General features: G+C 69.6%; 8 protein-coding genes, 1 tRNA gene and 2 pseudogenes. 5 read left to right on the forward strand and 6 right to left on the reverse strand.

Going from position 1 to position 14231, the window contains the following annotated elements; genetic code table 11:
* Positions 1–184: 184 nt before the first annotated feature.
* On the forward strand, positions 185–3607 hold the full coding sequence (locus tag GA0115240_RS20125; protein WP_093738187.1) for a hypothetical protein: 3423 nt from the start codon (positions 185–187) through the stop codon (positions 3605–3607).
* Positions 3608–3738: 131 nt separating this feature from the next.
* Positions 3739–4374: a hypothetical protein gene (locus tag GA0115240_RS20130; protein WP_093738189.1), complete on the forward strand. Its 636-nt coding sequence runs from the start codon at positions 3739–3741 to the stop codon at positions 4372–4374.
* A 369-nt stretch (positions 4375–4743) separates the two neighbouring features.
* Here GA0115240_RS20130 and GA0115240_RS20135 read toward each other — a convergent pair whose 3' ends face one another.
* Both GA0115240_RS20135 and GA0115240_RS20140 read right to left on the reverse strand, forming a co-directional pair.
* Entirely contained in the window at positions 4744–6537 is a 1794-nt protein-coding gene (locus GA0115240_RS20135) for a PA14 domain-containing protein (protein WP_161302320.1), read from the reverse strand.
* 558 nt (positions 6538–7095) lie between these two features.
* Entirely contained in the window at positions 7096–7722 is a 627-nt protein-coding gene (locus tag GA0115240_RS20140) for a class I SAM-dependent methyltransferase (protein WP_093738193.1), read from the reverse strand.
* Between the two features lie 63 nt (positions 7723–7785).
* On the opposite strand from GA0115240_RS20140, the gene GA0115240_RS20145 reads away from it, so the two are divergent.
* Entirely contained in the window at positions 7786–8448 is a 663-nt protein-coding gene (locus tag GA0115240_RS20145) for a TetR/AcrR family transcriptional regulator (protein WP_093738195.1), read from the forward strand.
* A gap of 142 nt (positions 8449–8590) precedes the next feature.
* Here the strand turns inward: GA0115240_RS20145 and GA0115240_RS20150 are convergent.
* Positions 8591–8770: pseudogene (locus tag GA0115240_RS20150) on the reverse strand (transposase); the annotation flags it as partial.
* Positions 8771–8948: 178 nt separating this feature from the next.
* Here GA0115240_RS20150 and GA0115240_RS20155 point away from each other — a divergent pair.
* Positions 8949–9728 carry a DUF5984 family protein gene (locus GA0115240_RS20155; protein ID WP_256069898.1) on the forward strand — a complete coding sequence of 260 codons (780 nt, stop codon included), beginning with the start codon at positions 8949–8951 and terminating at the stop codon, positions 9726–9728.
* 1247 nt (positions 9729–10975) lie between these two features.
* The gene (locus GA0115240_RS20165; protein WP_093738197.1) at positions 10976–11533 is read left to right on the forward strand and encodes a hypothetical protein; all 558 of its coding nucleotides are present in this window, start codon (positions 10976–10978) and stop codon (positions 11531–11533) included.
* 288 nt (positions 11534–11821) lie between these two features.
* On the opposite strand, the gene GA0115240_RS37040 is transcribed toward GA0115240_RS20165, so the two are convergent.
* From GA0115240_RS37040 to GA0115240_RS39320, 3 genes and pseudogenes are all read right to left on the reverse strand, one after another.
* Positions 11822–11895: transfer RNA gene (locus GA0115240_RS37040), tRNA-OTHER, on the reverse strand.
* 302 nt (positions 11896–12197) lie between these two features.
* Entirely contained in the window at positions 12198–13391 is a 1194-nt protein-coding gene (locus GA0115240_RS20170) for a serpin family protein (RefSeq protein ID WP_093738199.1), read from the reverse strand.
* A 516-nt stretch (positions 13392–13907) separates the two neighbouring features.
* Positions 13908–14147: pseudogene (locus GA0115240_RS39320) on the reverse strand (transposase); the annotation flags it as partial.
* Positions 14148–14231 lie beyond the last annotated feature (84 nt).

Consider the following 14231-nt stretch of genomic DNA (forward strand, 5'->3'; position numbering starts at 1 on the left):
CGCGTGACGAGGGTCGCGCGATCTCCGCGTACTTGCCGTCCCTGCCCCGGCGGCATGCGCCCTGACGGACGGGTGCGATCACGCTCGGGACCGCCAACGGTGTGCCGTCGCCTCGCCGCAGGTGAACTCGATCCCCAGCTAAACCGTTACGGGTGGGCGGCCCGGCCGCACCACAATGGCCCGCATGTCCATAGCGCCGCACCATCCCCGCAAGGCCGTCGATGACCTCTTCACGACCCTCGACCCGCTCGCGTACCCCGCCCGCATGCGCGCGCTCGCCACATGGACACGGAACCAGGTCGCGGACCGCGACGGGGCCGGTGACATCCGGCCGCTGCTGGACGAGTTGGACACGCGGGGGCCGTTCGGTCGCAGGCTCGCCGTCGTCGCGGCGGTCATCGCAGGGGACACCGGCTTTCTGGAGGCCCGGCTCGCGGACCCCGACGCCACCGTCCGTGGCCACGCGCTCAAGTCCACCCTCCACCTGCCGATCAGCGACGCCGCCCTGGAACGGGCGATGGACGACGCCCCGGAGGCCGTACGCCGCCAGATCGCCACCGTGGTCGTCGCCGGCGGACGGACCGATCTCGCCGAGCGGCTGATCGTGCCTGTACGTGAGCAGTGGGGCGACGCGGAAGCCGCACGGCTGCTGCCGGGGTGCGGAGCCGAGGCCGTGGAGCGGCTGCTTCCGGGGCTCTTCCTGGCGGTCGCACGCTGGCGTGCGCTGGGCCGCCGCTACCCGGATCTGGTGCTCGACGAGGCCGCGCGTCAGCTCGCCGACCTGCCCGAAACGGCGCGCACGGACTGGTGGCGGCGCAACGCGGACATCTTCCCGGCCGCGGTCGAAGCCCGACCGCTGCGCGTCCTGGAACTGCTGGAACGGCACTGCCCTGCACACCTTCCCGGACCCGTGAGCGACTGCCTCGGCCACCTGCTGAAAGCGGCCCCAGGACGGACGATCGGTCTGATCACGGCGCCGGCACCTCTCGTCCCCGACACACGCGGACTGGTGTCCCGGACCGCCCTGAGCCGTCTCGCCCGGCAGGCACCGCCGGAACTCGTCGACCTCGGCCGGGCCTTGAGTCACACCCCCGAGTTCCTCGCACAGGTGCTCCGCGCGCTGCCGCCGTGCCGGCGCGAGGGCTTCTACGACGCGGTGACCGCGGGCCAGGACCTCATCCACAGCACCCTCAGCAGCAGCCTTCTCGACGCACTGCCCCGCCGTCGGGCGCAGACCGAGGCGCGGCGGATGGCCACGCAGGCCGCCGAGCGCGGTGCGTCCTGGGACACCGTGCTGTCCGCCGTCTCCTACGTGCCCGTCGCCGAGGCGCGGCCGCGACTGATCGCCGCCACCCGCCGTCCCGCGGCGGAGGACCGGGCGCTGGCGTATCCGCTGCTGATCCGCAACGCGGCCAGATCCGGGGAGGCCGCCGCGATCGCGACCCTCCTGGACGACCTGCAGCGGCTCCGCAACGAGCAGGAACCCGTGCGGTCGCCCGCGCTCACCGCACTCTCGGAGGTCCCGCCAGGGCTCTTCGCGGGCGTGGACACCGCCCTGCTCGACCGCATCGCCACCGATGCCGTCGAAGCGCGGGACAGCTCCTGGCGGACCCGGCAGGCCCTGTCGAAGTTGGCCCTGGCGATGCTGCGCGAACACGCTGTGAGCGGTGAACGGCCGCTGGTGGGATGGGCCTTGGCCACCTTGACGCAACTGTCCGGGCACACCGGAGGCGCCAACCTGGGCCGTCTGGACACCACTTTGCGCCGTGGGCAGGAGTTCCAGGTCTTCGAGGCGCTCCGGCCGTGGCTGGAGGCAGGCGCCGACAAAGTCGACCACTCGCTGACCTTCGCGCTCGCCCGGGCTCTCGGGCGCCGCGCCCGCCATATGCCGGAGCTGCAGGAACTCCTCTGGCAGGCGGTCCAGTTCGGCAACGACTCCACGGTGATCCGGGCGGTGGACCTGTGGCTCGACGATCCCGCGACGAGGGACGAGCGGGCCGTCCGGGTGCTGGAACCCGAACCTTCGGCCGCGGTACTTCACCCCGTGTTGCGGGTCCTGACGCGGCGCCGCACGGATTGGCTGGACGTGCTCCTCGCCGACAGGCCGCCGTACGGTCGTTTCGTCACCCCAGGCACCCGCTGGATCCCGCCCATCGACGGCATCCGCGCCTGGCTGCCGCGCCAACAGGCCGCTGTCGCAAGGCTGCTGGCCCGGGCGGCGGGTGACGTCTCACTGCCCAGGCAAGCGCGCGCCGGATACATCCGCAGCGCCGCCGGAATCCCCGAGCTGGGCTTCCAGGTCGTCGCCGGACACCTCGATTCCCCGGACACGGTCCTTGCCGAAGCCGCCTTGGGGGCCCTGGCGTGGACGGACCGCCCCGCCGAAGCGCTGCCGCTGCTGCTCGCGCACGTCGCGGACGAACGGGCGAGGGTCGCGATCTACGCGGCCACCCGGGTGACCGCGTTCGTCGCCCCGTCCCAGCTGGAGACGGTCCTGCGCGCCGCGCTGCTGCCCGGACAGGACGGCACGCCCGCCCCGGCGGCCAAAGTCACCAGCCGCAAGGAACTCATCCGGCTCGCCGCCTCCCGGCTGCCCGTCGGCAGCGCCGGCGCCATCCTCGCCGAGGCCTTCGCCCTACCCGGTCAGCACCCCGACGTGCGGGCGGCCTGCGTTCCCGTCGCCGCCGAGCTGCTGCGTTCCCCGGCGGCCTGGTCGTTGCTGGAGGGGGCCGCCGGCGGCCCGCCCGTCACCCAGGCCGCGGTCCTGCGGATCCAGCCGTACGAACTCCAGCCCGGTGACCGGGCCCGCTACGCCCGCCTGGTGGGTGAGGTCTCGGGGAGCAGCGACGCGGAGACCGCCGATACCGCGACGGGTCTGCTCGCACGCTGGTCGCCGTGGTACCCCGAAGCCGTACCGCTCCTGCTGGCCCGCACCGTCGACCTGGACAACCGCTCGTCCTGGCGGGCGGCGGCGGACGGACTGGTGGCGCTGACCGCCTCGGCCGACGGCGCGGGGCCGCTGCTGGAGGCGTTGGCCGAACTCGTCACCGCCGAAGCGGAATCCCCCGCCCACCACCTGGACGCGGAGGCCGACCGGGACCGGCCCGCGCGGCAGCGGACAAGCCACCTGGTCGCGCGGCTGTCGTCGTCGGTACTGGTGCGGCAGGCCAAGACATCGCGAGCGGCGGCCCTCCGGGCATCCGAACTCCTCATCGCAAACGATGACTTCCGGTCCCTGGGTACGCATCTGGCCGCCGTAGCCCTCGATTTCGATGCGCGGCCGGTCGAAGTGCTCGACGCACTGGACCATCTGGCAGCCCTCCACGCCGACCGGCCGGCCCTGGCCATTCGCACCGCGGAGACCCTCCGCCACCGGCTCACCACCGCCCGCCGCCCCGGCGACCCGCTCGTCCTACTGAGCGCGGTCGACCGGCTCACCGCGAACGCCCGCTACGCCGATGGTCTGTTGGCCGTCGCCATCACCCAGGCGCTGGGCCCACGCACCGGCTGGCCGCAGGAGTGGCGTACTCAGCTGCGCGCCCTGCGCCGCCACGCGCACCCCGATGTCCGCGACGCGGCACTGGCGTTGACGACGGCGGTGGAGTAACGAAAGAGCCGGGAAGCGCCGGCGGGCGGCGGCCCCGCATCCGCGTCGGCCCCTCCGATTCCCCACGGACGGAGCCAACACCGGGAGATAACGGTCAGCCGACGAACGAGCGGGTCGGCGGAGAGGAACCCATGAGTGTCACCGGCTTCTGGATCGTCGGCGTGCTGCCGGACGCGGATGTCGCCCGCGTCCGGCGGGTGTTCCCCGGTCATACACCAGGGACGCCGACCGCGGCGCCGTGGCCCGGCCGCCTGGACTGGTGGTATGGGCGAAGCGCGGCGGAGACGTTCTTCGAACCGACCCCCCACGGACCCAGGCCGACAGACGACGCCCTGCGCTGGCAGGAGTGCGTCGACGTCATGCGCCCGGTCGATGAGTCGGCCGAAGAGGTGAGGGACGAACTCATGGCCCTGGTGCCCCAGCAGGAGGGCGCCGGACTCTTCTGTGCCGCAGCCCGAAAGGGAGACCCGTTCGCGCCCCTCGGCTACGCCCTCGGTCCGGAGCGGATGCTGCGGCTTCCCGGCGCATGCGGTGAATTCCTGCTCGACGCCTCGGAGGTCCGCGCAGCGCTGCCCGCGGCCGAAGCGGCCCTCGACCTGTCACGGGAAAGCCGCTCGACGGTCATCGACCGCGTCCGCGACTGGACGACCGCAATGGCCGACGCCTCCGGCCACAACGCGGACGACCTGATCGACGGCCCGCTGCGCGTCCTTCGCCATGCCGGTCAGCAGGGGCTCGGCGCCGTAGGCATGACCCGCTGGTACTGACGCGTACCGGCCGCGACCGGAAAGCGTCCGGTCTCCCGCCTCGGTCTCCCGTCTCCCGTCTCCGGTCTCCTGTCTCCGGGCGGTACCGGGGGTGGCGAGACCGCGGTCGGTCTTCGGCGCCCCAGGCGTCGCCCACGTACAGGGCTGCTTGCCGCGGCGTGGGCGCGATGAGAGGTCCGGGTGCGAAGAACTCTCGCCGCTCGTACGGGGATTGCCGAAGTGGGCTTACCGCCGCCGAGCGGCCGGAGCGTAGCCGGGGACCGCGACTTCGGCGTCGCGGTCCCCGCCGGCGCGGTCCTCGGCGCGGTCGCGCCGCAGCGCATCAACAGGCGGACGTGTGCGGCTCAGCAGTGGCAACAGCCCTCGCGCTCACAGTGTGGCGCCGTAGGCTCGCGCGCCATGCGTCACGGCGGCGGTGGTGCCGTCGGCACGGACTCCGCTGATCCGGAAGTAGGTCGTATCACCGCGGACCATCGACAGGCCCGTCCGGTAGTCGGGGCCTTTCGAGCCCGCAACGGTCTTGTAGGGTACGTAAGTTTGGGTGGACGCGTTCCATTTGTCCATTCGGTACTCGACGATGCCGGCGCAGAGGGGTGCGTCGTCGCACGTCCACTGCACGTATCCGAGGTTGCCTATCGTGTCGGGGTTGACGATGGTGAGCGGGCCGGTTTCCTCGCCGCGGGCGTCGTCCGGCCGGTTGTCCGGCTCGGTGACGGTGACGGTGGGGGCGTCGGCCCAGGCGACGTGGTTGGCCCACGGGTCGACCGCCACGACGAAGAAGGTCACCGTCTCACCGTCCGGAGTCCCCTCGCACAGCAAGGCGTTCGGCACATCGCTGCTCTGCGACGCCCCTCCCGCGTCCTCGCACCCGGCGCTGTCGTAGGAGATGCTGCCGTCGGGGCGTTGCAGAACGCGAGCCGCGACGTAGCTCAGGCCGCTCTCGGCAGGGAGATCCCAGCTCAGTACGACGCCGTCCGCGCGCGGAGTTGCGGTCAGGCCGGTGAGCGCGGGCGGGGGAACGCTGTCCGGGGTCACCGTGACCGGCTTCGACATCGGGGACACGTTGCCAGCCGCGTCGGTGACGACGGCGGCGTAGGTGTAGGTGGTGCCGTCGAACGACGGCATCTCGTCGACGTAGTAGTCGGGCGTTGGTGAGGCCGCCGTCACTCTGGTGATGAGCTCGGGGTGGTCGCCGAGGGCGTCGCCGGTGGAAGGGTAGAGAGCGAGGACACCGCCGTCGGCGAGCTCGTCGAAGGTGTAGGACTGGGTCCAGCTGATCTCCAGGGAACTAGCCGTGTTCGCTCGGTGATGGACGCCGAGGGTGGGCGCCAGCGGAATGATGGTGTCGGGCGGGGTGACCGTCAGGACGGGGCCTCCCACGGAGACGTTGCGGACCTGGTCGGCGGCGCTGACGGTGTACTGGCGGGGCCTGCCGTCCTGCGGCACTTCGGGGTCGGTCCAGGTGGTCTTGTTGAGGGACCCCATGGGGATCCAGCCGGTTCCCCCGATCTGTCGGTACACCTGGTACGGGTAAGGGGCCAGGTCCATCTCCCTGTTGGCCGCCCAGGTGAGGGTGGCGGAGCCGGCGTGCTCGTCGTACACCACCTTCACGCCGGTGGGCGGGAGCGGCGCGACGTTGTCCGGGCCGGAAGCGCCAGGCGTGTAGGCGAACTTGACGGCGGCGGCGCCGGTCCAGTTGGCGTAGTCGACGCGGAGGGTGTGCGTGCCCTTGGGGATGGTCAGGCTGAGCGTCTTGGAGACGGTGGCGGTGCCGTTCTTCCACAGGTCGATCTTGCGTACGCCGTCGAGGTAGACGCGGATGCCGTCCTGGCCGGACGCGGCGAACGTGAAGGGCCCGCCGGAGCCGAAGTCGCGGTCCACGCTCCAACGCACCCCGAAGCCGTCCTTGCCGACGCCCGTCACGCCGGTCGAGTTGGTGCCCCAGTTCTCGCCGATCGCGGCGTCGCAGTCCGTGCGCTTCGCCGCACCCGAGAAGCCGGTGTTCGCGAAGAACTGCCGGGTGTAGGTGTTCGTCGCACACGGCGCCGCTGACGCCGCTGACGCGACTGACGCCGCCGAGGTGACACCCGCGACGAGACCGCCCGTCAGCGTGACCGCGATCGCCGTCGCGGCAGCCCGACGGGATCTTCCGACACTGCTCACTGAGTCCCCTTTTGGACACGTGACTGCCCCGCGGGCAGTCGCACAAGCTGTGAGATACATGAGAGCACCCTGTGGTTGTACGACCAGGCCGTTTCCCGTCGCGATCGAGCGGATGGCCGCGCAAGTGTCAGCCCTGGGGGCTCGGCTCACCGCCGCGGGCAAGCCTGTGCTGCCGACGGTCCCGCCCAACGCCCCCTGAGTTCCTGGCCGTGGAGCAGAGACGTGCGCGATCCGTCATCGCGCCGACCATGCGCGTTACCCTGCGGTAAGCGGTCCCCCCGTTCCCCCAGGGTGACCTGCGACACCCGCTACCTCGGACCGTCAACACCACGCCCCACGACGCAGCCCGCACGCGGTCCTCTCGCACCCGGGCCTGAAGCGACGGACCCTTCGTCCCGAATGCCGTCGGGGCAAGATCACTAGCAGGGTGTTTGGTGTTGTCACTGGTCAGCGGGTTGGGCTGAGTGCGCCTGGGGCGGTGTCGCGGGGTCTCGGGGAGCGATTCGGCTCCCAAATGGCTCCCAACGGTGTAGGGCCACGAAGGAGCAGCGTCGGCGCTCACGCAGCGGTAGCGCTCCGGTACAGCGTGAACCAGAAGGTCGGGAACGGGTTTGTGCCGGGCGTCACGTCGGTCAGCCGCCACCCAGGGAACCTGGCGCGGAGTTCGTCTGCGGTGACGCCGGAGATCGGGTCGTCAAACGACTCGGGCCCGTACCCGAACATCAGCAGTCGTGCGCCCGCAGCGGCACGCTTCGTCAGGCCGGCGGCGTAGGCGTCGCGGCGGTGCAGCGGAATCCCGCAGTAGCAGCTCAGGTCGAAGAACAGATCGTACGGGCCGTGTAGGCCCATGTCGTCGAGCTGGGTGGCGTCCCCGCACAGCACTGTGACGTCCACTCCGGCCGCGTGGGCCTTCTCCCGAGCTTGCCGGACCGCGCGGTCGACCAGGTCGACAGCCGCGACCCGCCAGCCGTGCCGGGCCAGGTAGACCGCGTTGGTCCCGGTGCCGCAGCCGAGTTCGAGGACGTGGCCGGGTGTCAGCGCACCGGGCCCCTCTATCAGGGCCACCAGCTCGGGTGGCGTGACGCCGCTGTCCCACGGTGGCTTGCCGTCCCGGTAGTAGTCCTCCAACAGGCCGCGCACAGCCGCCTCTTGGTCGAGCTCCGCAGCTGTCCGGGTCTCATCCATCCCGACTCCTCCAAGAATATAGAGCCTAACTCTAGTGACTGACTCTAGAGATAGACTCCCGGCATGGATGCGGTCAAGGGATCCGACAAGCAAAACGTCAAGCGCCCCGACAAGCGGGCCGAGCGTTCGCGGCGCACCCGCGAGAAGGTCGTCGCGGCGGCCCGGGATCTGTTCGTCGCCCAGGGGTACGGGGCGACAAGCCTCCAGGAGGTCGCGGACCGCGCTGGTGTCGCCGTGCAGACCGTGTACTTCGTCTTCCGCAACAAGCGCGCACTGTTCAACGATGTCGTCGACACGTCCATCGCCGGCGACGCCGAACCGGTCGCCACCATGGACCGCGACTGGTTCCGCGGCGCGTGCGCCGAACCCACCGCGGCCGGACAACTGCGAGCCCACGTACGGGGTGTACGCGACATCCTTGTCCGGGTCGCCCCGATCATGCCGCTGATCGCGGCCGCCTCGGCCACCGACCCGGAGATCGCCGCCCAGTGGTCCGCCGATCCGGACCCGCGCTACACCGTCCAGTACGCCGCCGCGAAGGCGCTGACCTCCAAGCCCGACGTCCGCCCCGGCGTCGACACCGTCCGCGCTGCCGACCTGCTGTACGCGCTGCTCAGCCCCGAGCTGTACCTGATTTTTGTCCGCGACCGCGGCTGGTCTCCCGAGGACTGGGAGGAGTGGGCCTGCGCGGCCCTCATCGCGGACCTCTGCACTCAGCACGAGTAGGGATCAAAAAACCGGAAAGTGTCACAGAAATCACCAAAATCACGTGTTCGGGGCTCTGCCGATGCTCCCATCGCGGCCCATCGCATCGGATGCAAACTCGGACGGCAGCACTATGGGGATGTTTGGTTCTGTCTTGTCCGTTTCACTTGGGGTCAGATGTCTTGCCAGGCGGGTGTGTTTTCGGGGTGAGTCGGCGGGTCATGAGGGGGATGGCTGCGATGTGGATCATGGCTTCGGATCGGTGTGGGAGGGCTTCGTAGTCGCGGGCGAGGCGGCGGTGCTGCATGAGCCGGCCGAGGGTGCGCTCGACGACCCAGCGTCGCGGGCCGCCAAGCCGATGACCTTGGCTGCGGATCCTGGTGCACCGTTTTTCACCCAACCGGGTCGGTTTCTTAATTGCCGATGTCGAGGGCGCCGATGCGCAGCGGGCTCGGGGACTCGTTTGAGACGGTCTAAGCCAGCCGCAATGGCTTCTCGTGAGCGACTGGGACACTGGGCGGGTGAACACAGACGCTGCGATCGGCTTTCGCTTCGGGCTGACCCCCTTGGAAAGGGTCACACCGTGGGGCGGTGAACATCCGGTGTTGCACTGGTTCGCGCTGACTGACGGCTGGTACTGCATCGACCTCGACGGGCACGAGGTCCTGCGTTACTCCGAGCGAACTGTTCAGGCGCTGCGGAGCGATCCTGAAGCTGGCCCGCCGCACCCGTATGTGGACTACTACGTCGTCCGCTTGTGGGAGGACGTGATCGCGCTCGTGTCGGAGGCGATGGAACCAGTCCCGGAGGATGTGGCCGATGCCGTGGAGGTCCTGCCGGACTCGGCCTGGCCGGAGACGCCGGAGGCCGAGGCCGCTTCGACCTGGCATAGCGCTGGATACCTGAACACCAGCTACCTGCGGGTCGCCCCGCGTATTCGTTGCTGGCGCAGCGTCGTCGGGGATGCTGACGCCGTGACGGTCGCCTGGGAGCAACAGGTCGATCCTGAAGGCGTCATCGAGTTCGCCGGCCCGCCCGCGGGGCGGGTGGTCATGCCGACCGGTGAGTTCCTTGCTGCGGTGACCGAACTCGACCGGTCGCTGCTGGCGGCGATGGATCAGCGGATATCGGACCTGGAGCATACGAACGTCGTGCCGCGTGTTGACGTGGACATCGGGCAGTTGCGCCGTGAGCACTTGGACCGGGCGACCTGGCTGCAGCGTGCGCGGAACCACGATCCCGGTACTGACTGGGACGCCGTACGGGAAGGCGTGCAGCAACTCCTAGACCTGGAGAAGTGACTTCGGGGTCGATCTCGCCAGGGCGGCGCATGAGAGGTAGCACGAATGCCGTTGGACCAAGATCACTAACTGGCCGTTTGGGGTTTACCTGCGGCGGAGGAGGTGACGCCAGCCAGGAACCCAGCGCGGGAACGTCCGTACAGCGGGCACTCGTTCTCCTCGGCAGAGGGGAGCGCCGATGAACACGTGCCGGAAAGATTGAGACGTCCCTTGGGCCAGATGAGCCGTGGAGCGAGATCCGCCGAGGCTGTGGATGGGCGGAGCCACGGGCCTGCCGCCGGCGTCGAGCACCTGGTCGTCGAGCTCTCCGACAGTCCACCCGTGCCCCGACCCACCTGCCGCCGTCGACTTGATCCGACAGAAGTGGTCACCCTGGGCGGTGAACAATGAAGTGGCTTCTGTCGTCAGGCACGGGGAGCATCATGCCCGCCCTGTTGACCGGCGTAGACGCGGAGAGGGTCGAGGTGGAGTTCGTTGGGCCCCAGGCAATCGGCGGCCCAGGTGGCCAGGCGTGAGCCGCAGGTGCAGGCCAGGTTGAGGCCATGCGCGCCGGTGGGTCCACAGCACCCCGCCCAGTTGTCCCCGGACGTGAAGGGCACGAGGCGGGGCAGGACGTCGTCTGGGTGGACGACGATGCTGTCACGCCGGCCGGCGGAGACGGTTGTTCCGGTCCCCGACTGAAGCCGAAGGAGCTCACGGCCGCTGAAGCGGGCGGGTTCGATGGGCGCGACGGCTGGTGGAAAAGGGGGCGCCCCAAGGGTCGGCGTCGACGGCGTAGTGCCCCTGCGGGATCGTGGAGCGGGCGCGTCCGGTCTTCTTGTCCCGAGCACGGTCCGAGTCGTCGACAGACGGGACGGCGGGCAGACCTGACAGGTCTCCCGTGAGAGCGGTCCCGCACTTGGCGCAGTGGAAAACGGTCACCGTCGGGTTCTCTCGTTGATGGCCCGCTGGCACGCAGGATGGCGTGCTGCGGTCGGGTGAGACCGGTGAAGCCCAACGCGGACCCATTCTCGACCATCGGGCCCAGACAGGCGAGTTGATGACGGCGAAGATCGCCTCGGTGTGTGGCGGTGACAAAAATGCGCAAGCTCAGGCTCACGAGGTTCAGGTCCCGAACGGTCGAAGGACAGCGATCGTCTGCGAGTCTGAACGGAAGGCACCGATCGACCAGCTCCGCGATGCTCGCGAGTTTTGACAGCTCTGGACGTGTCGTGGGCCTTGCTAGCACTATCTGGAGTGTCGGAGCCATGGGACTGATCGAGATGGAGATCGCCGGGCAGGACTGGACAGGGATGCTGTGCGGGTGCGGCAGTTCTGCAGAACACGTCGCGCTGGACCTGCTACGGCTCGCGGGTCGAGGGCCCTTGGGAGAACCGAGCCACGTGAGCCTTGAGGATCATGTCTGGTCTCCGGCAGTCCTGTGGGAGCCGGCTCCTGCGGTGACGTCCGTCACTCTGGCGGCGCTCGCCGACGAGGTCGCGCCAACCGTTCGCACCTCGTTCCTTGACCTCCTTCAGCGCATGGTGGCGGGCGAGGGCACGGACTGGGAGTCCGCTCGCCGGGGACTCGATCTCCCTGAACTGTGCCAGAACCTTGCTGCGCAAGGTCTGTGGCTCCTTTATGAGGAGGTGATGTCGAATCGGTCCCTTCCGGCTGCCGGCACCGCCTTCGAAATCCTCACGGTGGTGGAGCCCGACCGAGCCCGCCTGCAAAGAGTGCGGGAGATAGCGGCCGACTGGTTGCCCGTGTGCTGCCGGACCGGACTGTGCGACGACCACCTCCGGGGCCGGATCCCGGACCGCTGACTTCAGTCGAACCGGTCACGGACAAAAGGCGCCGCCAGCCACTTGAGATAGTGGCCGGCTGACCCCTCGGGTGTCGTTGGGGTTCACCCGTCGCCGACACCAGGCTCTTCGGCTCGGGCTCGCGTACTGGCGAGGCGGTAGGAGTCTGTGCCGGTTTCGGCCCGCGGCTCAGACAGGGGCCGGCGGCGGGAGGGGGCGGTCTCGCGGTCGAAGAAGCCTGCGCACTTCACCTCTTGTGCATGGAGCTCGTCGAAGCCCGCCGATGTCGCTGCATTCGCAGTGGCGGCGTGGGGCCGACCGGATGCGAACCGGCGGCCTCTCACTTGTCGTAAAGGCGCGACCACCACTGCGCTACGAGCCCCATCCCGCACGCGATCATATGAGCTGCTTGCACTCCGCTGCTTTCGAATATTCGAAGGCGACGAACGGACCAGTCAGCACGGCCCGCTTCGCCGGAGGAGAACCAGTACCCCTGCTCGTGGAACCAGCTATGAGGCCGGAAAGGATCGTGGCATGACCAGTCCCGACGCTGACGAACCGCCTGCCGAGCACGCCCGCTTCACCCGCTACTTGGAAGCCCTGGAGGGCGTGGCTGAGGCGGATGAGGCCGACCTGGTGGCGGTGCCTGGCGAAGCTCCGCAGCCCTCGATCTCATCGGGGGTGCTCACGAGTCGCGGGAGGTTTCCTCGAGGGTGTCGGGGTCGGTGACCCAGCCTGCGTTGAGGACGAGTCGAGAGGTGCGGTGCAGGGCGAGGAACCCGAAGGGACGGTCGAAGCAGACGCTGATCTCGCGGGCTCGGAAGGGGTGGCGCATGATGCCGGCCGGCACTGCGGCGAAGGCGGTGACGGCTGCGGAGTGGAAGCCGTGCGCGCCGAAGGTCGCCGTCATCGCCTGCGCGGCTTGCTGGATGGCCAGGCGTTCGGCGCTGATGCCGGGGAAGTGGCCCTGCGAGGTGTTCGTCGCCGTGCGTAGGCCGAACAGGTCGGAGTGGTCGAGCAGGTTGTGACGGGCGTTGACGGTGAAGGGCACGGTGGACACGTGGAGTGTGCGTTCGCCGTCGACGCTGGGGACGCGGCTTACGGACAGCCCGGGCCCTGCGGCCCCGTGGGGGAGTTGATCGCCGGGGACCACGGCGCGGCGGTTGTGGACTGTACCGACGGCGGCGGTCAGTACCTGGCCCGCGGTGGCTTCTGGTGTGCCGAGGTACAGGTGGACGTCGATGCCGTGGGCGCCGATGACCTGAAGTTCGGTGAGGGGGCCGAATGTTGTGTCCGCGGCGCCGACTCGGTTCAGGAGACGGGTACTCCGATGGAGGCCGGCCAGCTCCTTGCCGTGCCAGGGTCCTGTCTCGGCTTCCATTCCGCCTGGGGTGAAAGGCCGGACCCAGTCGGTGCGGAGGGCTAGTGCGCTGGCCAGTACCAGCAGGGTCTCGTCGTTGACCGTGATCGGCATCGCGTCGATCTGCCCGTCCGTGCTCCTGGCCGCCCAGGCGTCGAGGCGCGATTGGTCGCTGACGGGGTCGCCGGTGAGTTGCCCGTGTACGTCGGCGGGCAGCTGGTCCAGCCAGGCCGGTTCGATGGGCAGGGTGCCGCGGGTCCACAGGCCCAGGGCCGCGCTCAGGCCGGGCGTCGTCCCGAGAGTGGAGAGCAGCTCTCGTGCTGCCGTTGCGGCGCCGTCCGCCGGGATGCCGAGTGCGGCCGAGAGTTCCTGCCGGGCGGAGCCTGCCGCGCCCTCGGCGAGGAAGCCGAGCAGTGGCCACACCCCGGGGGCAGCGAATACCGTGCCCTCCTGGGGCAGGGCCGCGGCCCAACGTGCGGTCAGCCCGTTGATCGATTCGACGATGCCGTGACTACCCACGCCTGCCCCTTCGTTGCTCCCGGATCCTCGCGAGAGTAGAGCCGGAAGCGCCGACTGGCGAGCGAGTTGAACGCTGCGGTCGCTGAGAGAACCTCGCTGAACACCCTTCTGTCGACGGGAGGTAGGCGCACCTGCCTGGGCTGGTGCAGAAGGAGGAGTGCGCCTATTCCAAAGCATTCGATAGACCTCGAGCAGCCTGCCGCCCCATTCCCTGAGGGAGCTGAGTCCGCCGCCGGCCTGACCGGCGACGGGCTTCGGCCTCCTTCGTCACCGGCTGGTTGGCGCCCGCGCTGTGTGCGGGGTGACCGGCCCTCGCTTCATCAGGCGCCACGTGCCCCTCGCAGGGAGCCGGTGACCGGGTGGGGCGATCGCTTCACCCTCAAAGGCACAGGCTCACAACGTGAAGAGGTCGTCCTGGACGTACTCCGCTACGCGGCGCTGTGGGTAGAAGAGGCCAAGCAGCATGAACGTCCTGGGGTGCGCGGCGATGTTCCCGACGAAGAAGTGAACGGCCCGGACCCGGTTAACGGCGCCGTCGTCGTGCCACCAGGTGAAGTACCCGTACACGGTGGGCCAGGGTGGCAAGTCGTGTGGCAGACAACGCCACTGGCAACCGGTCCTGGCCACGTACAAGATCGCGTCCACGATCTGCCGACGCGGGTGCTTCTCCCGCCGCCCACCCTTGACGCCCGTCCGCAGCGCCGGCAGCAACGGCCTTATGAGAACCCACTGTTCATCGGTCAGATCGGAGGGATAGCCCTGCCTCGCACTACTCACACCCTGCGTAACGACGCACCCGAACAGCCGACGCGCCAGATCTCAAACGCGCTCTGAACAGGC

Origin of the sequence: Streptomyces sp. DvalAA-14 (genome assembly GCF_900091855.1) — a bacterium.
In the GTDB taxonomy this organism is placed as follows: Bacteria; Actinomycetota; Actinomycetes; order Streptomycetales; family Streptomycetaceae; genus Actinacidiphila.

Bases quoted from the DNA above. Each gene is read 5' to 3' on its own strand.
- GA0115240_RS20145 (WP_093738195.1), top strand. From the start codon at position 7,786: ATGGATGCGGTCAAGGGATCCGACAAGCAAAACGTCAAGCGCCCCGAC.
- GA0115240_RS20165 (WP_093738197.1), top strand. From the start codon at position 10,976: ATGGGACTGATCGAGATGGAGATCGCCGGGCAGGACTGGACAGGGATG.
- GA0115240_RS20140 (WP_093738193.1), bottom strand. From the start codon at position 7,722: ATGGATGAGACCCGGACAGCTGCGGAGCTCGACCAAGAGGCGGCTGTG.
- GA0115240_RS20130 (WP_093738189.1), top strand. From the start codon at position 3,739: ATGAGTGTCACCGGCTTCTGGATCGTCGGCGTGCTGCCGGACGCGGAT.
- GA0115240_RS20125 (WP_093738187.1), top strand. From the start codon at position 185: ATGTCCATAGCGCCGCACCATCCCCGCAAGGCCGTCGATGACCTCTTC.